At 63.6% G+C, this 20,809-nt stretch carries 22 protein-coding genes; 5 read left to right on the forward strand and 17 right to left on the reverse strand.

Going from position 1 to position 20,809, the window contains the following annotated elements:
- Positions 1 to 18 precede the first annotated feature (18 nt).
- A complete protein-coding gene (locus NTZ43_03185; protein MCX5766215.1) occupies positions 19 to 1,032 on the reverse strand; it encodes an isocitrate/isopropylmalate family dehydrogenase in 1,014 nt (337 codons plus the stop codon).
- A gap of 26 nt (positions 1,033 to 1,058) precedes the next feature.
- Positions 1,059 to 1,664: a hypothetical protein gene (locus NTZ43_03190; GenBank protein ID MCX5766216.1), complete on the reverse strand. Its 606-nt coding sequence runs from the start codon at positions 1,662 to 1,664 to the stop codon at positions 1,059 to 1,061.
- Between the two features lie 111 nt (positions 1,665 to 1,775).
- Between NTZ43_03190 and NTZ43_03195 the strand changes: the two genes are divergently transcribed.
- The 3 genes from NTZ43_03195 to NTZ43_03205 are packed head-to-tail and all read left to right on the forward strand — an operon-like array spanning position 1,776 to position 4,883.
- On the forward strand, positions 1,776 to 3,839 hold the full coding sequence (locus tag NTZ43_03195; protein MCX5766217.1) for a carbon starvation protein A: 2,064 nt from the start codon (positions 1,776 to 1,778) through the stop codon (positions 3,837 to 3,839).
- Position 3,840: 1 nt separating this feature from the next.
- The gene (locus tag NTZ43_03200) at positions 3,841 to 4,674 is read left to right on the forward strand and encodes an AAA family ATPase (GenBank protein ID MCX5766218.1); all 834 of its coding nucleotides are present in this window, start codon (positions 3,841 to 3,843) and stop codon (positions 4,672 to 4,674) included.
- 14 nt (positions 4,675 to 4,688) lie between these two features.
- Positions 4,689 to 4,883 carry a YbdD/YjiX family protein gene (locus NTZ43_03205; GenBank protein MCX5766219.1) on the forward strand — a complete coding sequence of 65 codons (195 nt, stop codon included), beginning with the start codon at positions 4,689 to 4,691 and terminating at the stop codon, positions 4,881 to 4,883.
- 19 nt (positions 4,884 to 4,902) lie between these two features.
- Here NTZ43_03205 and NTZ43_03210 read toward each other — a convergent pair whose 3' ends face one another.
- From NTZ43_03210 to NTZ43_03275, 14 genes are all read right to left on the reverse strand, one after another.
- The gene (locus NTZ43_03210) at positions 4,903 to 6,174 is read right to left on the reverse strand and encodes an MFS transporter (protein MCX5766220.1); all 1,272 of its coding nucleotides are present in this window, start codon (positions 6,172 to 6,174) and stop codon (positions 4,903 to 4,905) included.
- On the reverse strand, positions 6,171 to 7,409 hold the full coding sequence (locus NTZ43_03215; GenBank protein ID MCX5766221.1) for a galactokinase: 1,239 nt from the start codon (positions 7,407 to 7,409) through the stop codon (positions 6,171 to 6,173). Before NTZ43_03215 ends, NTZ43_03210 begins: the two co-directional genes overlap by 4 nt.
- 40 nt (positions 7,410 to 7,449) lie before the next feature.
- Positions 7,450 to 8,274: a nucleotidyltransferase family protein gene (locus NTZ43_03220; protein MCX5766222.1), complete on the reverse strand. Its 825-nt coding sequence runs from the start codon at positions 8,272 to 8,274 to the stop codon at positions 7,450 to 7,452.
- On the reverse strand, positions 8,271 to 10,079 hold the full coding sequence (locus NTZ43_03225) for a Na+:solute symporter (GenBank protein ID MCX5766223.1): 1,809 nt from the start codon (positions 10,077 to 10,079) through the stop codon (positions 8,271 to 8,273). Before NTZ43_03225 ends, NTZ43_03220 begins: the two co-directional genes overlap by 4 nt.
- The gene (locus tag NTZ43_03230; protein MCX5766224.1) at positions 10,076 to 11,458 is read right to left on the reverse strand and encodes a Gfo/Idh/MocA family oxidoreductase; all 1,383 of its coding nucleotides are present in this window, start codon (positions 11,456 to 11,458) and stop codon (positions 10,076 to 10,078) included. The genes NTZ43_03225 and NTZ43_03230 overlap by 4 nt, the downstream gene beginning before the upstream one ends.
- Positions 11,459 to 12,466 (reverse strand): sugar phosphate nucleotidyltransferase, encoded by a 1,008-nt coding sequence (locus NTZ43_03235; protein ID MCX5766225.1) that lies wholly within the window; start codon positions 12,464 to 12,466, stop codon positions 11,459 to 11,461. It abuts the gene before it with no gap.
- The gene (locus NTZ43_03240) at positions 12,463 to 12,840 is read right to left on the reverse strand and encodes a cupin domain-containing protein (GenBank protein ID MCX5766226.1); all 378 of its coding nucleotides are present in this window, start codon (positions 12,838 to 12,840) and stop codon (positions 12,463 to 12,465) included. The genes NTZ43_03235 and NTZ43_03240 overlap by 4 nt, the downstream gene beginning before the upstream one ends.
- Entirely contained in the window at positions 12,837 to 13,409 is a 573-nt protein-coding gene (locus NTZ43_03245; GenBank protein ID MCX5766227.1) for a 4Fe-4S dicluster domain-containing protein, read from the reverse strand. The genes NTZ43_03240 and NTZ43_03245 overlap by 4 nt, the downstream gene beginning before the upstream one ends.
- A gap of 221 nt (positions 13,410 to 13,630) precedes the next feature.
- Positions 13,631 to 14,170 carry a F0F1 ATP synthase subunit delta gene (locus tag NTZ43_03250; GenBank protein ID MCX5766228.1) on the reverse strand — a complete coding sequence of 180 codons (540 nt, stop codon included), beginning with the start codon at positions 14,168 to 14,170 and terminating at the stop codon, positions 13,631 to 13,633.
- On the reverse strand, positions 14,170 to 14,742 hold the full coding sequence (gene atpF, locus NTZ43_03255; GenBank protein ID MCX5766229.1) for a F0F1 ATP synthase subunit B: 573 nt from the start codon (positions 14,740 to 14,742) through the stop codon (positions 14,170 to 14,172). The genes NTZ43_03250 and atpF overlap by 1 nt, the downstream gene beginning before the upstream one ends.
- Positions 14,743 to 14,807: 65 nt before the next feature.
- The gene (gene atpE, locus NTZ43_03260; GenBank protein MCX5766230.1) at positions 14,808 to 15,077 is read right to left on the reverse strand and encodes an ATP synthase F0 subunit C; all 270 of its coding nucleotides are present in this window, start codon (positions 15,075 to 15,077) and stop codon (positions 14,808 to 14,810) included.
- A gap of 244 nt (positions 15,078 to 15,321) precedes the next feature.
- The gene (gene atpB, locus NTZ43_03265; GenBank protein ID MCX5766231.1) at positions 15,322 to 16,317 is read right to left on the reverse strand and encodes a F0F1 ATP synthase subunit A; all 996 of its coding nucleotides are present in this window, start codon (positions 16,315 to 16,317) and stop codon (positions 15,322 to 15,324) included.
- The gene (locus tag NTZ43_03270; protein ID MCX5766232.1) at positions 16,314 to 16,661 is read right to left on the reverse strand and encodes a hypothetical protein; all 348 of its coding nucleotides are present in this window, start codon (positions 16,659 to 16,661) and stop codon (positions 16,314 to 16,316) included. Before NTZ43_03270 ends, atpB begins: the two co-directional genes overlap by 4 nt.
- Positions 16,658 to 16,993 carry an AtpZ/AtpI family protein gene (locus tag NTZ43_03275; protein MCX5766233.1) on the reverse strand — a complete coding sequence of 112 codons (336 nt, stop codon included), beginning with the start codon at positions 16,991 to 16,993 and terminating at the stop codon, positions 16,658 to 16,660. Before NTZ43_03275 ends, NTZ43_03270 begins: the two co-directional genes overlap by 4 nt.
- 368 nt (positions 16,994 to 17,361) lie before the next feature.
- Between NTZ43_03275 and NTZ43_03280 the strand changes: the two genes are divergently transcribed.
- Together NTZ43_03280 and NTZ43_03285 are read left to right on the forward strand one after the other, a co-directional pair.
- Positions 17,362 to 17,820, forward strand: a complete 459-nt coding sequence (locus NTZ43_03280) for a BsuPI-related putative proteinase inhibitor (protein MCX5766234.1) — start codon at positions 17,362 to 17,364, stop codon at positions 17,818 to 17,820.
- A 128-nt stretch (positions 17,821 to 17,948) separates the two neighbouring features.
- Positions 17,949 to 18,932, forward strand: coding sequence for an AAA family ATPase (locus NTZ43_03285; GenBank protein MCX5766235.1), 984 nt, complete (start codon positions 17,949 to 17,951; stop codon positions 18,930 to 18,932).
- A gap of 41 nt (positions 18,933 to 18,973) precedes the next feature.
- On the opposite strand, the gene NTZ43_03290 is transcribed toward NTZ43_03285, so the two are convergent.
- Positions 18,974 to 20,542, reverse strand: coding sequence for a DUF4034 domain-containing protein (locus NTZ43_03290; GenBank protein MCX5766236.1), 1,569 nt, complete (start codon positions 20,540 to 20,542; stop codon positions 18,974 to 18,976).
- Positions 20,543 to 20,809 lie beyond the last annotated feature (267 nt).

The following is a 20,809-nucleotide window of genomic DNA, read 5'->3' on the forward strand; positions in this document are numbered from 1 at the left end:
GTGCTGGTGACATCAGCCTCAGAGGTTGGCAATCACCGCGTCGGTGTACTGCTCGGTGGTCGCGGTGCCGCCAATGTCGCCGGTGACCGTCTTACGCGCGCGGAGTGTGTTCTCCACGGCGTTGCGTACGCGAGTGCCGAGCGCCGTATCGCCGATATGGTCAAGCATCTGGCACGCGGCGAGCATCACCGCCGTCGGATTGGCGATCCCCTTGCCCACGATGTCCGGCGCGGTACCGTGCACCGCTTCGAAGATCGCCGCGTTCTTGCCAATGTTCGCGCCCGGCGTGAGCCCGAGCCCGCCAACGAGCCCCGACGTGAGATCCGAGAGGATATCACCGAACAGATTGGTCGTCACAATCACGTCAAAACGCTCGGGACGCATCACCAACTCCATCGCGCAGGCATCGACAATCTTTTCTTCGACTTCAATGCGCCCCGCGTATTCCTTGGCAATCTCGCGCCCAACATCCAAAAACAAACCCTGCGACAACTTGAGGATGTTCGCCTTGTGCACGAGCGACACCTTCTTGCGTCCGTGCGACACCGCAAACTCAAAGGCGTAGCGGTGAATGCGTTCGGCGCCGAGCCGCGTCACGACGGCCACGGACTGCGCCGCGGCGCGCTCGTCGTCGCCGACCTTGATGTAGTTCTCAATCCCGATGTACAACCCCTCGGTGTTTTCGCGTACGAGGATGATGTCCACGTCGGAAAAGCGAAGTCCCGGGATCACCGATTTGGCTGGCCGCACATTGGCGTAGAGGTCGAATGCCTTGCGCAGCGCCACGTTGATCGAGCGGAATCCCTTGCCCACGGGCGTCTCGAGCGGCCCCTTGAGGGCGAGCTTGGTGCGTTTGATCGACTCGATCGTCGAATCGGGAATCGGGTCGTTGTATTCTTTGACCGCCGCCATGCCAGCCAACTGGCGATCCCACGTGAGATCGGCGCCGGCGGCCGCGAGCAGGCGGACGGTGGCGTCGGTGATCGACGGACCGATGCCGTCGCCGGGAATGAGCGTAACGTTGATTGGCATATCAGTAGGTTATCGGCAGGTTCGCACTAGTTTTTCGGCGCCACAAAATCCGCCGCTTTCTGAGCAATAAGTCCAGCGAGTCCCGCAGGGATCGCCGCCGCAGCGTCCGTGGCCGCGTCGCCAACCCAGACAAACGTTCCCAACCGCGCATCGATCAGCGCAAGCCGTAGCACCGCGCGCTGACGCTCGCCCTGTTTTTCGAATACCAGTTCCACCGGAACGAGCGCATAGCGCGCATCACTCAGCGCCACGAGCGTGCGCAGGCTCCCGGCCATGGCATCCGGAGCATGGTCGTCGGCCTTGTACGGCTGGCCGCGCAACCGCTCCACGCCAATCGCGTAGGGATCGTTCGTATACAGCGCGTTGCGACGCGAAAGCCGCGCGACGTCGGCGCTATAGGCCCAGCCCCGCCCTGGGCCGCGCGCCGCGAGGGCCGCGCTGAGCGAATCATCCAGCTCTCGCCGGAACTTCTCCCACGTCGGGGCCGTCACCCAAGACGTGGCGTCCCCACGGAGCGTTTGCACCGGGAGCACAATCAGGCGTTGACTGGCAAAGTTGCCCAAGGAAACGGCTGGGGCTTTCTGCGCCTGCAGGGTGCCGCCACCCAAGGCCAAACCGACGCCAAGGGCCACGAGGGACCGCCTGACGCCTCCCGACAGAAGTGCTCGTCTGGTAGGCATCTGTTGAAGTTAGTGCCCGCCGGTCGGTTGCGCCTGTCCGTGGTGCAACGGCATTTTCTTCCCATGCGAATCCTAAAACCGCTTGGCTGGGCCCTCGTCGCCATCGCCGGCGCCGTGGCCTTTGGCTTTCTCGCCCTCTCTCGCGGCGAACCCGTCAGCGCCGGCTGGCTTCTCACCGCCGCCGTCTGCACCTACCTCGTGGCGTACCGGTTCTATAGCCGGATTATCGCCTCGAAGATCTTTGCACTGGACGCCACGCGGGCCACCCCCGCCGAGCGCCTGAGCGATGGCCGAGACTTCGTCCCCACCAACAAGTGGATCGTGTTCGGGCATCACTTTGCGGCCATCGCCGGGCCCGGCCCGCTCGTCGGCCCCACCCTCGCCGCCCAGTTCGGATTTCTCCCCGGCCTGCTCTGGATCATCGTCGGCGTTGCGGTGGGCGGCGCCGTGCAGGACTTTGTGATTCTCTGCTCGTCCATCCGGCGCGACGGCAAGTCGCTCGGCCAGATGGCAAAAGAAGAGATCGGCCCCGTGGCCGGTTTCACCGCGCTCGTCGCGGTGCTCGGCATCATGATCGTGCTGATTTCGGTGCTCGCGCTTGTGGTCGTGAATGCGCTCAAGTCGAGTCCGTGGGGCACCGTGACGATCGGCCTCACCATTCCCATCGCTCTCCTGATGGGGGTGTATCTTCGCTTCCTGCGGCCGGGACGCGTCCTCGAAACCACCGCGATCGGTCTCGTCCTGCTCGTGCTCTCACTCTACGCGGGCCGCTGGGTGGCCGAACAGCCGTCCATCGCTCCGTTGTTTACCCTGAGCGGCACCACGCTCGCTCTGTCGATCATGGTGTATGGGTTCGCCGCATCGGTGCTCCCAGTATGGCTGCTACTCGCGCCGCGTGACTATCTCTCGGCGTTCGTGAAGATCGGCGTGGTGATTGCGCTCGCTGTTGGGATTCTGGTGATTCTGCCTCCGCTGCAAATGCCGCCGCTCACGCGCTTCATTGACGGCACCGGTCCCGTATTCGCCGGAAAGATCTTTCCGTTCGTCTTTATTACGATTGCGTGCGGCGCTATTTCCGGCTTCCACTCGCTCATTGCGAGCGGCACCACCCCGAAGTTGCTGCTCCGCGAAACGGACGCGCGGTTCATTGGCTACGGTGCCATGCTCACGGAATCGCTCGTGGCCGTGATGGCGTTGATCGCCGCCTGCATTCTCTCGCCCGGCGTGTACTTCGCCATCAATGCTCCGCCGGGGATCATTGGCACCACGGTCGAAAGCGCGTCGGCCGTGATCAACAACTGGGGCTTCATTGTCACCCCCGCAGAACTCACCTCGCTCGCGCAGCAGGTGCAGGAGACGTCCCTCCTCTCACGCACGGGCGGTGCCCCGAGCCTCGCGGTGGGCATGGCGCACATCTTTGCCAAGGTCCTCGGCGGCGGCGGCGCGATGGCACTCTGGTACCATTTCGCCATCATGTTCGAGGCGCTCTTCATTCTGACCACGCTCGACGCCGGCACGCGCGTTGGTCGCTTCATGCTGCAGGACCTCGGCAAGAACGTATGGGAGCCCTTCGGCAGAGTGTCGTGGTATCCGGCGGTGCTGCTGGCGAGTGCGATGTTCGTCGCGATGTGGGGCTACTTCCTCTATCAGGGCGTCCTCGACCCACTCGGCGGCATCAACTCACTCTGGCCGCTGTTCGGCATTGCCAATCAACTCCTCGCCGCCGTGGCGCTGTGCGTGGGCACCACCGTGATTATCAAAATGGGGAAGGCGCGCTACGCTTTTACCACGCTGATTCCGCTCGCCTGGCTCGTGACGGTGACCATGACCGCCGGCTGGCTCAAGATCTTTTCGCCAGACCCACGACTCGGGTTCCTCGCCCACGCGCGTACCGTGGCCGACAAGCTCGCGGCGGGCGGACTTCCCGCAGGTGTAAAGACGGCGGCCGACGCGGCGCGCGTCATGTTCAACGACCGGCTCGACGCTGCCGTGGCCGGCTTCTTTATGGTGTCGGTGATTGTGATTCTCACCGATTCGCTGTGGGGATGGGTCGCCGTGCTACGCGGCACGAGATCGATCAACAACACCGAAGTGCCGTACACCGCCACCGCGATCACGGCGGACTGACGTGTTGCACCTGAAGGAACTCTCGCTCTCGTCCGTGTCAAACGGCGCGCTCGCTTATCCGTTTTCCGTGCCGGCGGTTCGCAACACACGCCGTCTTACTTTCAGCGCGCCGGTCACGTTTTTCGTGGGCGAGAACGGCTCCGGCAAATCCACGTTATTAGAGGGCCTCGCGGCCGCCGCGCACCTGCCTGCTGTGGGGAGCGCCAGCGTGGACGACGACGCCTCCCTCTCCGCCGCCCGCGCGCTGGGCGGCGCGATGCGCCTGAGTTGGGCGCATCGCACACATCGTGGTTTCTTTTTGCGCGCCGAAGATTTTTTTGGCTTTACCAAATCGCTCGCCGTGATGCGCACGGAACTCAATGCACGACTCGCAGAAATCGAACGCGAGTACGCAGACCGATCGGACTACGCCAAGGGACTGGCTGCTGGCCCCGTGCGCGGTTCGCTCTTCGAACTCACTGAAAAATACGGCGTCGATTTTGACGCCCAGTCGCACGGGCAAAGTTTTCTGCAGCTCTTTCGCGAACGTTTTGTGCCGGGTGGCCTCTACCTCCTCGACGAACCCGAAGCGCCGCTCTCCCCGAACAGCCAACTGGCAATGATTGCCATGCTTCACGATATGGTGCAGCAGGATGCGCAGTTCGTGATTGCTACGCACTCGCCCATAATCCTGGCGTATCCGGGCGCACAGATCGTGAGCTTCGACCAATCGCCGCCAGAGATCGTGCCGTACGAGGAGCTCGAGCACGTAACGGTGACGCGCGACTTCCTCAACAACCCCGCGCGTTACCTGCGGCACTTAGTTGAGCCGCACAGCGCCGAGGCTACGGAATGATCCGCGCTCCATTCATGACGCATACGCTCCGCCCGGCGCTGGCGCGGACGCTCGCCGTGGTCCGCCGTATCATCGGCGCACCAGACTATGCGCTGTACCTCGAGCATATGCGGGTGCGCCATCCCGACTGCGCGCCGCTGTCGGTGCGTGACTTTGAGCGCGAGCGACTGCACGATCGCTATTCTCGCCCGGGATCACGCTGCTGCTGAGGCACGCACTGCTCGGGCGTTAGTTTCGCGTCGGCGCCGGCACTAGGAGCATCAGCGCCACGGCGGCGGCACCCGCGAGCGCGGCGCCCATCCCGAACGCCACCTGCGCGCCCCATCGCTCCCAGACGACGCCAAACACCACCGACGCCGGGAGCGCGGCAATGCCCACCGTGAAGTTGAACAAGCCAAAGGCGCGTCCGCGCCGTTCCGCGGGCACGAGGTCGGCGACCAGCGCTTTCTCCACCCCCTCCACCAATCCGAGATACAGCGCGTAGGCCCCAAACAATGCCCACGCGTGCCAAGCCTGCGTCGCCTGCGCAAAGAGGAGGTACACGGCCGCATACACGAGCCACCCGGCCACGATCACCGGTTTTCGTCCAATACGGTCGGAGAGTGAACCGGCCGGCGTACTCGCGGCTGATTTTAGGAGATTGTGCATGGCCCAGAGCACCGGAATGAGCGCGGTTGCCACGCCGAGTTGCCCCGCACGCATCAACAAAAAGGCGTCGCTTGAGCAGCCAAGGGTGAACACACCGAGCACCGCGAGGTAGCGCCAGAACGCCGGACTCAGCGACGGGCCGTTCGGAGTGTCACTCGCCTTGGCGTGCATCGACGCGCTGCGCACGGGCTCGGCCGCGCGCGCTGGTTCACGCACAAACCAAGCGAGCACCATCAACGACAACACCCCAGGCACGGCGGCCCACAAGAACACGGACCGCAACGGCATCCCCGCACCTTGCAACAGGAACCACGCGACCATCGGCCCCACAAAGGCGCCGAGGTTGTCGGCAGCACGGTGAAAACCAAAGGCGCGTCCCCGTGAGTCCGGCGAGACCGACGCCGCGAGCAGCGCATCGCGTGGAGAGGAGCGCAGCCCCTTCCCCACACGATCGGACATCCGTACCACCAGCACGTGCCACGGGGCCGCGGCAAATCCCATCAGCGGCCGAGCCAACGACGACACGCCATACCCGAACATCACGAGCGGTTTGCGCCGCACGCGATCGCTCCACCAACCACTCGCCAACTTCAGTAGAGATGCCGTCGTCTCCGCGAGCCCTTCGATGGCACCGAGCATACTCGCGCTTCCGCCAAGTACGGTCGTCACGAACAGCGGCAGCAGCGGATAAATCATTTCGCTCGACACGTCGGCGAGCAGACTCACCGCGCCGAGCGCCTTTACGTTTGGCTCAAGCGCTGACGTTGGCGCGACTGGTCGCGCAACCGGCGGCGTTTGCCCTGTCGACGGCGGCTCCGGCAACGCGTCGCCCGACCGAACCTGCTGACTCACTCCGTCTCCTCACGCACCGGCGGCCCCGGCTTTGTCACCAGCCATTTCGACTTCTCGGCGTACTGCGGAAACTGTGCAGCGTAGCCGGCTCGCCACTCGGCTTCAAACCGCTCAGCATCTGAGGCAGGCACCATGGCCCACACGGCTCCGCCGAAGCCGGCGCCAAACGCACTCGCCGCCGCCGCACCAAGCGTGCGCGCACTGCGCGCCAAATGAATGGTCTGCGGCACCTGATTTCCCAGCGCGCGCTCCGCGAGTTCCTGCGACCGATCCACAAAACGTCCGAGCGCCGCGTAGTCGCCACGCGCCAGCGCGTCTCCCACACTCGGCACAATCACTTCACACTCTTCGCGGAATTGATCAAAGCGCGGCGCAAGATAGCGTCCCTCAAAGCCGCCACCGCCCGCCTTTGCGAGTCGTTCAATGATTGTGCTCGCCGCCGTGTCTGCGGCCAACGCGGCGGCCACCGTGGCGTCGTCGCGCCGCGTTTCCGTATTCCAGCGCGCCACCAGCCACCGCATGGCGTCCGACGCACGATTGTATTGCCGCCGCGCATTGCCCGTCTTCGTGGCCTTCACACCACTCACGCCGATCACCAGCACCATCTCGATCGGCCACGGCACGCGCCGCTCTAGGCGCGCCGGGATGTAGCTGAACTGAGAAGCCGCATGATCCGCACCGCAAATCATTGCAATCGGGTCCTGCGCACCACCGCGAACCCCCACGCCCTCGTCACCCGCAAAGGGGCCGAACGGCGCACCTGTTTCCATCGCCGCAAAATATTCCGCGCGCGCCAAGAGATCCGGCACGGCCTCGCGCCAGCGCGCGTCCTGCTCCATCTCATTGGCATCGACCAGCGCCGTCGCCATCGCCACAATGAATGCGCTCGAGCTGCTGAGCCCCGCCGACGGAGGCAGGTCACTGCGGAGTTTGACCTGCACACCGCGCCGCGCGTGGGGGAAGTCTCGCGCAAAGCGCCGCGCCACCGCCGACACATAGGTGGCCCAGCGAGGCCAACCACTCTTCGCGTTCGGAGACAAGGGCATCACCACTCGTCCGCGTCGTCCGCCGTCGCCCACCTTCAACACCGGCTCGTCAATCGCCGTGGCGCGCACGTGAATCGCCCGATCTACCGCGCACGTCAGCGACCGACCACCCGCATAGTCCACATGTTTGCCGACGAGCTCCACGCGCCCCGGGACCACGTACAGGCGCGATCGCGACGGTTCGCTCACGATCCCTCCCTCGCGCGTGCGAACACGATGGGGCCGTACGTCATGGCCGAACGTCCACGCCAGCGAGGCGCGCGGCCACCGCGGACACATCGTCACGACTCGATAGATCGAGCACGCCCTCGCGCCGTCGCACCACACGGAAGTGCGCACGCTGCTCGCGCATCGCGAGCGTCACGGCGTCTTGCAGTTCCAACTCCCCCCGCGGAGACGGCGTCACCCGTTCACACGCCGCAAAGAACGACGGCTCAAACGACCACAGGTTCATCGACACCCATCGCTCGGCGCGTAGCGCCAATGGATCATCGGCCGCCGGCTTTTCCCGAATGTCGCACAGCAAATCATCGGCTCCGATATCGAGGAGTGCGAACCGCAACACGCGCGCCTCCTCCAACCCACTGTCTCGAACGAGCGACTCGGACTCGTACGCCACGAGGCCATACCCGCCGAGCGCAGCCAACTCCCGAATGGCGGTTGGCGAATAGAGATTGTCGCTATTGAGCACCAGGAACGGTGCGTCCCGCACCGCACCGCGCGCGGCAAGCACCGCGTGCGCCGTGCCGCGCGGCTCGTCCTGCACCGCAAAGCGAACGGCGACGCGCGCAGGAGGCGCGGTCGCCGTGAAATAATGGTGCATCGCCTCGTGTTCTGGCGCTACCACGAACGTGACCTCACGAATGCCACCATCCGCTAGCGCCGACAACACATAATCCAAGAAGGGGCGCCCCACCGGCATCATCCCCTTCTGTCCGGCATCAGCGGCGCGCGCCTGTTCACTGCTCAGCGCGCCCGCCGCCGCTTGCTTCATCCGCGTGCCTAGCCCGCGGGCGAGAATCACCGCCTGCGAGGTCGGCACCGCGGAGGTCACTCGGCCTTCGACCAGAATCCGCTCAACACGCGCGACAACCAGAAGCCGCTAATGAGGAACGACGCCAGCCAGAGATAGAACTGCGGCATACGACCATACAGCAAACTGCCGGTGCCAAAGAGCCCCGAATACACGAACGTGCACCCCAACACCCACGCGAGCATGGCCGCTGCAATGGAATCACCCGCCGGCACAACGCCGGAGGTTGCCGCAATCGGCTTCCACCCCGGCCCAGCCGGCCGCACGAGCTTATAGAACGACTCAAGCGTCGCTCGTTCGGCCGGCGGCGCCACGAGCGTCGTCACAATCCAGACGACTGTTGTCGTGGCCACCGTCACGAGCAGCGATACGTGCGAGGCCACTTCAAATCCATTTTTGCGCGCAATAAAGAACCCGAGCGCCACAATAAACGAACTGGCCATCGCCGCGATCTCACTCCACGCACTCACACGCCACCAGAACCAGCGCAGCAGATACAACAGACCCGTACCGGCGCCGATCGACAGAATAAGGTCAAAGGCTTCCTTGGCAGTGCCGAGCGCGTAGGTCATCAACGCCGCACACACCATCAGCGCGGCCGTGGTCAAACGCCCCATCAGCACGTAGTGCTTCTCGCTCTTCCCCGGCTTCAGGAAGCGCCGGTAGAAATCGTGCACGAGATAGCTCGTGCCCCAGTTGAGATGCGTTTCGATGGTGGAGCGATATGCCGCGAGCGTGCCCGCGACCACCAGCCCAAGGAACCCAGCCGGCAGGAACTTCATCATCGCCGGATAGGCCATATCGTTGCCAATGAGCGACGGCTTTACGTAGGGCATGGCCGATGCGATGTCGCTGAGCTGCGGATACACCAACGTCGATGCGAGTGCGACAATGATCCACGGCCACGGACGCAGCGCGTAGTGCATGACGTTGAACAACAGCGTACCGATCACCGCGTCCTTTTCCGTCTTGCTCGCCAGCATGCGCTGCGCGATGTAGCTACCGCCGCCGGGCTCGGCGCCTGGGTACCAGACGCTCCACCACTGCACCGTCAGCGGAATCACGAAGACTGTGGCCGCCACCGTCCAATCGCCGAAGTCCGGGAGCAACGCCAGCGTGCGCGCCGGTACCTTGGCCATGAGCCCCGCCAAACCGCCAACCTCCGGCTGTTGCAGCGCAAAGTACGCCACCGCAAAGGTGCCGGTCATGGTGATGCCGAACTGAATCGTGTCGGTCACGAGCACGCCCCACAGCCCGCTTACCGACGCAAAGAAGATCGTCATCACGGCGCAGACCACCAGCGTGCGCTCCATCGGCCAGCCCAGCACCACGTTACCGATCTTGGCGGCGGCAAGATTCACCGTGGCCATAATCACGCAGTTGAAAAACAGGCCGAGGTAGACGGCGCGGAAGCCGCGCAGGATCTTGGCCGGCTTGCCGGAATAGCGGATCTCATAGAACTCGAGATCCGTCAGCACGCCCGACCGACGCCAGAGCCGCGCGTAGAAGAACACCGTCATCATGCCGGTGAGCAGAAACGACCACCAGAGCCAGTTTTCGCTCACGCCACGTTCGCGCACCATGTTCGTGACGAGGTTCGGCGTGTCGGTGCTGAAGGTCGTCGCCACCATGGAGATACCGACGAGCCACCACGGCGCGGCACGCCCCGCCGTAAAGAACTCCCCCGTCCCCGAACTCGCGCGCCGCCAAAAGAACAGCGCTGGCAAGAAGCTCACCGCGATCGACACCGAAATAATGACCCAGTCGATCGTCGCAAAATGAAAGCCCGCCGCCACAGCGGCCGTCTGCGCCAAGAGGTGCGTCATACGCCCTTCCGTTGCCAATCACCACGCGTGAAATCGGGGAACTTCATGGGTGCGCTGCCTTTCGCCACGCTCATCTCCGAAAGAGGGAATGGCGCGCTCCAGGCCGCCGCGTCGTACACGTCGTAGTCCGGCACGAGCCCTTCGCGCAGGCACTCCACCAGCCGGTACGCCATCACAAAGTCCATCCCACCATGCCCGCCGGTGCGCGCCCGCTCTCCGAGCTTCGTCCAGAGCGGATGCTCGAACTTCGCTTTCAGATCGTCAATCGTGTTCCAGCGCTCGCCGCCCTTCATCCCTTCGAGATAAATGCGCGGCGGATAATCCTCAAACGCACCTTTGGTCCCCTGCACGCGATTGTGGCGTGTGTACGGTCGCGGGCTCGAGACATCATGCTGCAACATCACGGTCTTCCCCTTCACCGTCTTGAGGATGCTCGTGTTGAGATCGCCCGTGAGGTATTTCTCTTGCCACTTCGCGTCGGCGTGATCGGACACTTTGTCTTCACGATGGAGCGTGAGCCCGCGCTCAGGCGAACTCATGCTCACCATGTAGTCGAACCGGTCGCCATTGTGCACGTCGAGATACCAACTCACCGGCCCGAGCCCGTGCGTCGGATACAGGTTGGCGTTGGCACGCGTGTGCCATGCGCGGCGCCAGAGTCCTTCGTCGCGATTTTCAAACAAAATGTCGCGGAGGTCGTGCAGATACGCAGCCTCCGCGTGCAGCACCTCACCAAAGGCACCCTCGTGCACCATCCGGTTCACCATCATCTCGGTGTAGCCGTAGTTGCAGTTCTCCATGTGCAGGCAGTGCTTGTGCGCCTTCTCACTCGCATCCACCAACGCCCAGAGATCTTTCAAGGTGGTCCCAATGGGGCACTCGCTCCCGCAGTGCTTGCCGTGCGCCAGCGCCGCCAGCATCACCGGCACGTGCCATTCCCAAGGCGTCGCCGTGTACACGAAGTCGATGTCATCGCGCGCCACGAGCTTCTCAAAACCGTGATCGCCATTCGTATACAATTCCGGAGCGGCCTGCCCCGCATCGGTCACCATCTTTTGTGCCTTCTGCGCTTTGTCGGCCACCACGTCCGCCAGCGCGACAATCTTCACCCCTTCAATCGCCAGCAGCTCGTGCAGCACCGACCGCCCACGCAGCCCGGTGCCGACAATCCCCACGCGCACCGTCTCGTGTCGTTCGAACGGCACCCGGTGCATCGACTTGCGCCCCTTGGGCGCCACCGGCTGCTGCTCGGGGTGGTGCACCGCGTCCACAGACTCCGCGATCGCCGGCGAAAATGCGCCGCTCGTCGCTGAGGCGGCCAGTGCGGCACCCGCGAGCGCCGCTCCCTTCAACAGATCCCGCCGCGAAAGCTCGCTCATTCACGCGCCCCGAAGTTCGGTGTGATCGCCAATGGACACTTCCCCACGATATCCCTCAAGCACCACGTGATCGCCAATCATCGAGTTGGTGAGCGTGCACCGCTCCACCATACTCTTCACGCCAACGATCACATTGCGCAACGTCGAATCGCGAATCACCGAACCGGCGCCAATCGTCACGTTCGGCCCAACGGAGCAGCGCTCCAGCACCGCGCCTTCCTCAATTCGCACCGGCTCCGTAATGCGCAGCCCAGCGGCCTCGGCGTTGCTTCCGGTATACTCCAACGGACGCGACGCCCGTCCACGCCCCAGCATCACGCGGTTCGTGTCGAGCAACGTGTCGAGCTTGCCGGCGTCGTACCATCCGTCCACATCAATCACGCGGAGCTTCGCCCCGTGATCGATCATGTACTGAAAGGCGTCCGTGAGGTAGTACTCGCCCTTGTTCGCCGGCTGCTTGAGCGTGTGTTCAATCCCCTCAAAAAGCAGTTGCCAGTTCTTTATATAGTAGAGCCCAATGTTCGCCCGTTTCGAGATCGGCGTGCTTGGCTTCTCCACAATCTGCGTCATATGGCCGTTCGCGTCGGTCACTACCACACCGAAGCGCTGGTAGTCCTCGACTTCCTTGGTCCAGATGATGCCGTCGTCATCGCTCGACGTGATCACCGACAAATCGGTGTCGAAGATCGTGTCCACAAAGATGATCAGCACTGGCGCGTCAACGCGATCGCGCGCCAGCGCCACGGCACCGGCCGTGCCGTCCTGCACCTTCTGCTCCACGAATGTCGCGCCGAGGTCGGCGTAGTTCGCCAGCACGTGGCGTTCGACCGTCTCCTTGAGATGCCCGGTGATGTACACCACGTCATCCACATTCCCAAGCCGGCGCACATCGTCAAGCACGTAGTCCATCACCGGCTTCCCTGCCACCTTGAGCATGGGCTTTGGCACGGTGTGCGTGTGCGGGCGAAGGCGCGTCCCCTTGCCGGCCAGCGGAATGATCACCTTCACGGTGCGCTCGTTCCCTGACGCCCGTATCGGTCCTGCAGGCGCACCACGTCATCGAGGTGCGGCGTGCTCGCCTCGAGCAAGTCGCAGTCGGTGACCGCCTGCATCTGATGCACGTGGCCGGGCTCGTTCCGGTACGCCTCCCCCTCGCGCAAAATCACTTCGCGCAGCGGCGCGCCCGGCGCGTCCCCCACGCGGTAAATCATCTCGCCGCGCAGCACGAAAATCGTCTCGTCTTTCTGCTCGTGATACTGCAGCGACAACGATTCGCCCGCCTTGATGTGCAGCACCTTGCCCACGTACTGGCTCGTGTGCGCCCAAATCGTTTCGTGCCCCCACGGCTTCTGCACCGTGCGCACGGTGGACTTTCCGCTCATGAATTCGATCCCATTGGTTTATGTATCATGGAACTCGGGCTCGTAATGCAGGCATTGATGCAGCTTCCACAGCCCGTGCACGCCGCGCCGAGCACCGGATGCCCGTCCGCGTTGATACGGAGCGCATCTTCTCCCGCTGGGCAAACCCGCGCACACACCCCGCACGACACGCCGCGCCAGGTCACGCACCGGTCTGCATCAATCGTGATGCGCGCCATCTGCACATCGCGCCACGACTCCGGCACATCGAGCGCTGGCGTGGGGCAACTCCGCGCACAGGCAATGTCCACGCACATCGCGCAGGCCTGCACATCAATCCGAAGCACAGGCGTCCCCGCCGCAAAGCCATACTCGGTCGTCAGCGGGTGGATCGCGTGCACGGGGCAGGCCTTTTCACACTCGCCGCACCGCGTACAAGCTCCCAAAAACGCCGCCTCAGAGATAGCCCCAGGCGGCCGGATGTGATCGCCGCCGGAGAGCCGTGCGCCAACGGCGTCAGCGGCCTTCGCCACGACCTGGCGAAACCCCTGGGAAAAGAACGCGCGACGATCAACTGGGCTGTCTGCCATTCTGGGGAAAATGCAGGCTGGAGCGCCCGAATACCAGCACTTGCACCGGTTCGCCCCCACGACCCTCGCCCTGACCCTGACCGTGGTCCCCGGTGGGCCTGCCCCCCGTGCCCTGCGTTGGACCCGTTACACCTCGCCGCGGGATCCTCACGCCAAACAAACGGGGCCGCTCAAGTGAGCGGCCCCGTCGCATTTCTGGTGCAGCACAATCCGCGCGTGACCTATCGGCCCGCCATCTGCGCGCGCAGCCGCTCCAAGCGACGCTTGACGGATCCGTCCATCACCGTATCACCCACGCGCACCACCACGCCCCCGAGAATCTTCGGGTTCACCGTGACGTGGCTCACCACCGTCTTGCCGAGCGCCTTTCCGAGCGCCGCGCTGATCGCCTGCACCTCCACCTCTGGCGTCTCACGCGACACCGTCACGCGTGCGTGCACACGTCCCTCGGCGAGGTCCACCAGGTTGTTGTACTCAGTGGCGATGTGCGGAATGAGCGTCTGCCGGCGGTTCATCACCAGTTTCTGCAAAAAGCGCACGAACAGCGGCGGCACCTTGCCATCGAGCCCCTTCGACAACCAGGCGATCTTCGCTTCTTGGCTCACCTGCGGCGCCGAGAGATACCGCTGCAGCGTCACATTCTGCTCGATCGCCCCGGCAATGGCGTTGATGTACCCCGCCCACTCCGTTGCGGCGTTCGCTTTTTTGGCGAGCGCCAGCAACGCTTCGGCGTAGTTGCGAGCAATGGATTCGTCGCGCATTAGCGCGTCCCGATGGAGCCGAGGTACTTCTCGACAATCGCGCGGTTCTGCGCGTTATCGAGATTCTGCTCGATCACCTTGCTCGCGCCGGCCATCGCGAGATCAATCGCCTCGCGGCGCAGTGCGTCCACGGCTTTGGTCTTTTCGGCTTCGATGTCGCGCTTGGCGCGCTCCATCATCTGTTCCTGCTGCACCCGCGTCTGTTCGAGCAAGTCAGCGCGCATCGACTCGGCGGTTTTGCGGCCGTCGGCAATGAGCTGCTGCGCTTCGCCGCGCGCCGATTCAATGGCGGCGCGATGCTCCGCGAGGAGTTTGGCGGCCTCTTCACGATCGGCCTTGGCCATCGCCGTCGCGTCTTCGAGCGCCTTCTCGCGCGCCGACACGGCGGCCACGATCGGGCCAAACGCGAACTTGGCGAGCACAAAGAAGACGACGAGGAAGATGACCAACGTCCAGAACATCAATCCGGTCGCTGGGCTAAGCAGATCCACCTTGGCGGCCTCGTGCTCCTGCGCGAGCAGGGGCGAGGCAATGGCGAGCAGCGCAGCAGCGCGGGAGAACATCGAACGCATGGGAAATCCTTTCGGAGAATAGAGTGTGGTGGGTGCGCACCCCGGGGCGCGCACCCACCGACGACTTAGAACTTGCCCTGAATGGCGAACGCGACGACGACGGCAAACAGCGCGGCGCCTTCGATGAACGCCGCAAAGATCAACGCGGCCGTCTGGATCTTGCCCGCGATTTCCGGCTGACGCGCCATGCCTTCGACGGCCTGGCCGCCCACGCGGCCGATGCCGAGACCGGCACCGATGATCGCCAGACCAGCGCCGATGCCGGCACCCATCATGGCCCACGCGCCCATGTAGCTCTTGTTGAACTCACCGGCGACCTGCAGAAGCGGATACATCGTCATGATCGAACTCCAATGGTGAAACGTAGAACTACCCTTGCCGCTACCGGCCATCGTACCGCGTGGCCGCGTTCCGTCAGCGAGCCCCCGGGGCTCAACGGAATTCGCCGAACACTCATTCGGCTACTGCGCGGTTCGGACAAGCGGATCCCGAGCCGCGACCTGCAATGTTTTCAGCCGTTGACGGTTGACCGTTAACCGAAAACCGAAAACCGTCAGCGACTGACAACGCCACACAACCCTAGTGGTGCGACTCCCGCACCAACCCAATGAACACACTCGACAGCAGCGTAAAAATGAACGCCTGCAAAAACGCCACCATCAACTCCAAAAACATGATCGCAACGGCCATCGCCAACGGCAGCGGCGCCACGACAAACGAATGGAACGTGAAGATCATCCCCACAAAGGCCAGCACCACGATGTGTCCCGCCGTCATGTTGGCGAACAAACGAATCGTGAGCGCGAACGGCTTGGTGAACTTCCCGAGCAGTTCCACGGGCGAGAGGATCATCGACATCGGCACGCGCATCATCAGTGGCATGTCGTGCGGCCAGAAGATGATGGTGTTGATGTAGCCCTTGCCCAACGCCTTCATGCCCGCAATCTCAATCACGAGGAAGGTGAGGATCGCGAGCGTCGCCGTCACGGCAATATTGCCCGTCGCCGTGCTCATATAGGGCACGAGCCCGAGCAGGTTGGCGAAGAGAATGAAAAAGAAGATCGTGAGCAAATACGGCACGAACCCTTCCCCGTGATGTCCCACGTTCGGAAGGATCACTTCGTTGCGGATGTACAGCACCATCGCTTCAATGGCGTTGGCATAGCCCTTCGGCGGCCGCCCCGTGCGCGCGCTGCGCGCCTGACTCCGCGCCGCGCCCACGAGAATCAGACAGGCCAACAACGCGGCCACGAGCAACATCACCACGTGCTTGGTCGGCGAGAGATCGACTTCCACCGAGCCGATATGCACCGGTGCCCACCGCGGCAGTTCGATTTCCTTGGTGAGGAACCCTTCTTCGAGGCTCGGCCACGGCACTTCAATGGCGTGCGCGTCGGTGATGTGCGGCGTGATGATGTCGACCTTGGCCGCAGCGGGCGCCTCGGCAGCCTTGGCCTGCGCCTCAGCGGCAACAGCCGGCGCGGCGGCACCCTGCGGCTCTTGCGCGCGCAGGACAGGCGCGGCGGCAACAAACGCAGAGGCGAGCAGCGCGAACAGAATGGAACGGGATTTCATGGCGTGAGCAGTATCGGTTCGACGAGCGTCGTGACGAAGAAGAATCCAGCCAGACTCAGTAACGCCGGGGCCAACGTGAGCCCCAGCACCCGCACTCCTACCAACGCGTACACGGCCAGCGATACGAACCGGAGCATCATCCCCATTCCCCAGCCCAGCATCACGTGCTCTTTGCGCAGCGACCAAGCAAACCCAAACCCGATCCCCTGCACCACGATCGCAATCCAAGCGCTCGTCCAGATCGCGCGCGCTGCCTCCGGGCCCGGCACGAGCCGCGTCAACAGCGCCGCTCCACCCACCGCCACCAAAAGCAGCGTCACCACGAAAATCAGAATCTTCTTCATTTGCGGCGCGCCGCCTCCTCATCCTGAATCCGGTTCTCCTCCACCATCGCCCGGTACAGGGAGTAGAAGCCCGCACCCGCCCCAACAAAGGTCCCCAACAGCATCATCCACGGAGCCGTCCCAAACTTCCGGTCCAGCCACGTTCCCAGGTACAGAAAGAGCAGAATCGCGACCACGAACTGGACTCCCAGCCCCATCAGTCGCTGCCCCCCGCCCCCCACACTCGGCGCCTCCCCTCGCGCCCGAGCCAGCAGCTCGTCGCGCCGCCGCGCCACGTCCTTTTCATCAAAGGATGCGCGATCGTCCTTCAGAGGCCCTTCGGTACCCGTCACAGCCACGAAAGTTAGAGGCTTGTGAAAAAAAGCGCAAGCAAACTCCCCCAATGAAAAACCGGTCCGCACGACGGTCTTCTGCACCCCAAATGGAGGCCAAAAAACGGCAGCGAAACACCCCCGAATCGCCAAACAACCCACAATTCGGCGGCTCTAAAGAAAGCCTCAATCCCCGCCATTCCGGCACCACCAAATCAGGCCAAAGGAAGCAAGCGACTACCCCCCTTACACTTAGCTGTTGCCTGGGGTTTGACGAATCGTCACTATGTTGATATGTTTCACTCGCTGACAAAGTTAGTGTGACATTTGTGATGTTTGGCTGACCCACCAGCCGTAGTAGTTCACCCTTCATCGTGCTCCCCACCTCGATGAACGGAAGATTGGTTTTTGCGTCGCTCTCATTCACTGCACTCGGTGTCGCATTCGCATGCGGCCCGCGGCCGCGCAACTCCGATGTACCGCGCGCATCGCACGCGCGCGCCAAGAGCGAAGCCAAACTCACGCCGACGCTCGACATCAACGTGAAAGACGGCGTGCAGTTCGCATTCCGCGTCACGAACACCGGCGACGCAAAAGTCGAGCTGAACTTCCCGAGCGGCCTCACGCACGATCTCGTCGTCGTCGACAGCGCGGGGCGCGAAGTGTGGCGCTGGAGTCAGGGGCGCTTCTTCACGCAGTCGCTCCAGAGTCGCGTGCTGCGCTCGAGCGATGCGCTGGATTACGACGCCCGCTGGGACTCCATCCCCCAAGGCCGCTATACCGCGATCGCGACGCTGGCGAGCGACAACTACCCCGTCGTCCAGCGCGCTGACTTCGTCGTCCGCTAGGCGCCGCACCTACACACGGCCCCACAAATCTCAGCGTTCTTCCCTGCGGCGCCGTTACCCAACGGCGCCGTTGTGCTATCTTTTCCTCCCGCGGCATTCCGCCGCGCGCACTCTGTGGAGATTCCTGCGTGGCCCAATCGCTAGCTGACGAACGCGACCTCGACCTCCTCGGCAAACTGGCCAAGGCCCGCACGGCGCTCAGTGACCAGATCGCCCGCCGTATTGTCGGTCAGGCCGATATCGTGGAGAACCTCACCGGCGCTATTCTCGCCGGCGGCCACGTCATCCTCATTGGCGTACCAGGTCTCGCCAAGACGCTCCTGATTCAAACACTCGCGCAGGCCCTCGATCTCAAGTTCTCGCGCGTGCAGTTTACCCCTGACTTGATGCCGAGCGACATCACCGGCACGGAACTGCTCGAAGAAGATCACGGCACGGGCAAGCGCAGCTTCAAGTTCCAGCCGGGCCCGATTTTCGGAAACATCGTCCTTGCTGACGAAATCAACCGAGCCCCACCGAAAACCCAGGCCGCGCTGCTCGAGGCGATGCAGGAACACCGCGTCACAGCGGCTGGCAAAACGTACCAGCTTCCGGAACCGTTCTTCGTGCTTGCCACGCAGAACCCCATTGAGCACGACGGCACCTATTCGCTGCCCGAAGCCCAGCTCGACCGTTTCATGTTCGAGTTGAAGGTGGGCTATCCGAGTCGCGAAGAAGAAGAGCGCATCGTCAACACGACGACCACCGACAAGAGCCTCACCGTCTCCCCGGTCCTCACGGGTCAGGAGATTCTCGACATGCAACAACTCGTACGCCGCATTCCCGCGCCGCCGAGTGTGGTGAGCTACGCGGTGAACCTCGCGCGCAGCACGCGCCCGAGCGAGCCGGGCGTCACGGCCGCCGTCAAGAAGTTCGTCGCATACGGCGCCGGACCGCGCGCGAGTCAGTACCTCACGCTCGGTGCGAAGGCGCGCGCCGCCATGAATGGACGGAGCGTGCCGGACATTGACGATGTGAAGGCCATCGCCAACATCGTGCTCGGCCATCGCGTGACGCTCAACTTTCAGGCCGAAGCCGAAAGCGTCACGGTCGCGGACTTGTTGCAGCTGTAGTCGCTATTGGTTGCGTGAGACGCCACCGAAACGCCGTGGAGCTATGCTCCGCGGCGTTTCGGTTTAATCAACGCGAGGGAATCCACCCAGTCGCGATAGCGCTGCGTCGCACCATCGAGGTCGAGCGCCACGTTCGCCTCGCGGCGACTCTCGCTCAGCCACGCATCGGCTGAGTCGGCATCGGGCGTGGCGGTCAGGCGATCGTATAGCAGACGACTCCGTTCGAACCGTACACTCGGTTCAATCGGATTGCGCACCAGCGCCTTCTCCATCGCGGCCGTCGCGCCGGCAATATCGCCGGCACCACGCTGCGCACGGCCGAGCGCGGCATGAAAGCGCCAGTCATCACCAACTAAAAGTGCCGCTTGTGCCGCTTCCGTGGCGGTCGCAAAGTCGCCGCGGGCCACCGCGTCGCGCGATTCCACCCAGGAGAGAAATCCACGCACCGCGCGGAGTCGCGGCTCCTCCGCCAGACGGGAGTCCGCTTGATCGGCGAGTTTGCCGAGCGCTTTCAGCGATCCGCCGGACTGCGGATCGAGCACCAGCGCATACAGGATGTAGCTCCGCAGACTGAGCGGTTGAATCATCAGCGCGCGCCGAAATGCCTCTGCGGCACCCACCGCATCACCACGCGCTTGCGCCATGGAGAGCAGGAGCCAGTAGCCGCCAATCGCCATCGGGTCGCTTCGCAGCGCCGACGCAATTTCGAGTTCGGCTCGGCGGAATTCACGCTTCATACCGTCGAGTTGCTGGCGCGTGGTGGTTTTGATCGGTTGATCGCCGCGCAACAACAGCCCAGACCGCACATACGCCGACGCACGCACTAGGTGCGCGAGGTGGCTCGCCGGACGCGCGGCAAGCCACGCGTCCATTTGCACTTCGGCGGCCGGCCCAGCATAGCCGAGTGCTTTGAGGGTGGTCCCCCACCGAATTTCGGAGCGCGGGTGCGTCAGCGCATCGCGTTCGAGGCGGCCCAGGACGAGTTCGAGGGAATCGAACTGCGATCGTTCGAGCGCGCCGCGCAACACCGCCAGCGTGTCCGCGTCTTGCGGCGCCACCGTCACGTCGCTTGCCGCGGCGGTGCGACCATTGTCGTCCTTGGGCAGCGGCAGACTCGTGATCAGATCCGCCATTGGACTGCTGACGACGCTGTTGAATAAGTGATTGAGGGTCTGATAGCCACCGATCGCCGTTCCACTGATCGCGACCACGGCCACAAGCCGTGCGATAGGTTGCTGCCAACCGCGCAGCAACAACAAGTTGATCACGCTCGCCATGATTCCCATGAGGACACCCGGAAGCGTCACCGTGAAGGCGAGCCCAACGGGCACGGCACCGAGCGCCCACTCCCACCATCGCATGGGCGGAACGAGTTCAATCGGCTGATCACGGAACTGTACGCGCGGCACGGGATCGAGGAAGATCTTCCGTACCAGAATTTTCTCCGTGGTACCGTCAGCCATCGGCACCACAAACGGCTCGCCGTCTTCGTAGGAGAGGCGCTCGAGATGCACGCCGCGCAATGCAATTGCGGTGCGACCGTCCCAGCCGCGCGAGAGCACGAGCACGGGTCCGCCGCTCAGAGGAACCTTGAAGGTCCAACTCGCCATCGTTGGTACTCGCTCACGGGGGGATAGGCGCCTTCCAACGGGATTATCCTGACAGTCGGATGTCCGCAGGCACCCCAAATGTGTGTCAGGAACCGCAAGAACGCGAATAGTGGTGCGTTCCTGGTCGACGGCCATCGTAGGGACTTGCCGAAACGGTTACGGTTTGGGATTCTAATGGCCGACCCTGCGCGAGTGACGCTGCGGTGACGGCACTCGCTTTCGTATGGAATGGCGGCATTCTGGTATTCACCATGGCGGAGGAGCCCG

Source organism: Gemmatimonadota bacterium, assembly GCA_026387915.1.
GTDB lineage: Bacteria > Gemmatimonadota > Gemmatimonadetes > Gemmatimonadales > Gemmatimonadaceae > Fen-1231.

What these genes read in the sequence shown, in the direction of transcription:
- NTZ43_03280 (MCX5766234.1), top strand. Translation starts at nt 17,362, where the DNA reads ATGAACGGAAGATTGGTTTTTGCGTCGCTCTCATTCACTGCACTCGGT.
- NTZ43_03230 (MCX5766224.1), bottom strand. Translation starts at nt 11,458, where the DNA reads ATGAGCGAGCTTTCGCGGCGGGATCTGTTGAAGGGAGCGGCGCTCGCG.
- NTZ43_03240 (MCX5766226.1), bottom strand. Translation starts at nt 12,840, where the DNA reads ATGAGCGGAAAGTCCACCGTGCGCACGGTGCAGAAGCCGTGGGGGCAC.
- atpE (MCX5766230.1), bottom strand. Translation starts at nt 15,077, where the DNA reads ATGTATCCGCTTCTGCAGGTCGCCGGTGAGTTCAACAAGAGCTACATG.
- NTZ43_03250 (MCX5766228.1), bottom strand. Translation starts at nt 14,170, where the DNA reads ATGCGCGACGAATCCATTGCTCGCAACTACGCCGAAGCGTTGCTGGCG.
- NTZ43_03195 (MCX5766217.1), top strand. Translation starts at nt 1,776, where the DNA reads ATGCGAATCCTAAAACCGCTTGGCTGGGCCCTCGTCGCCATCGCCGGC.
- NTZ43_03205 (MCX5766219.1), top strand. Translation starts at nt 4,689, where the DNA reads ATGACGCATACGCTCCGCCCGGCGCTGGCGCGGACGCTCGCCGTGGTC.
- NTZ43_03225 (MCX5766223.1), bottom strand. Translation starts at nt 10,079, where the DNA reads ATGACGCACCTCTTGGCGCAGACGGCCGCTGTGGCGGCGGGCTTTCAT.
- NTZ43_03290 (MCX5766236.1), bottom strand. Translation starts at nt 20,542, where the DNA reads ATGGCGAGTTGGACCTTCAAGGTTCCTCTGAGCGGCGGACCCGTGCTC.
- atpF (MCX5766229.1), bottom strand. Translation starts at nt 14,742, where the DNA reads ATGCGTTCGATGTTCTCCCGCGCTGCTGCGCTGCTCGCCATTGCCTCG.
- NTZ43_03245 (MCX5766227.1), bottom strand. Translation starts at nt 13,409, where the DNA reads ATGGCAGACAGCCCAGTTGATCGTCGCGCGTTCTTTTCCCAGGGGTTT.
- NTZ43_03185 (MCX5766215.1), bottom strand. Translation starts at nt 1,032, where the DNA reads ATGCCAATCAACGTTACGCTCATTCCCGGCGACGGCATCGGTCCGTCG.
- atpB (MCX5766231.1), bottom strand. Translation starts at nt 16,317, where the DNA reads ATGAAATCCCGTTCCATTCTGTTCGCGCTGCTCGCCTCTGCGTTTGTT.
- NTZ43_03270 (MCX5766232.1), bottom strand. Translation starts at nt 16,661, where the DNA reads ATGAAGAAGATTCTGATTTTCGTGGTGACGCTGCTTTTGGTGGCGGTG.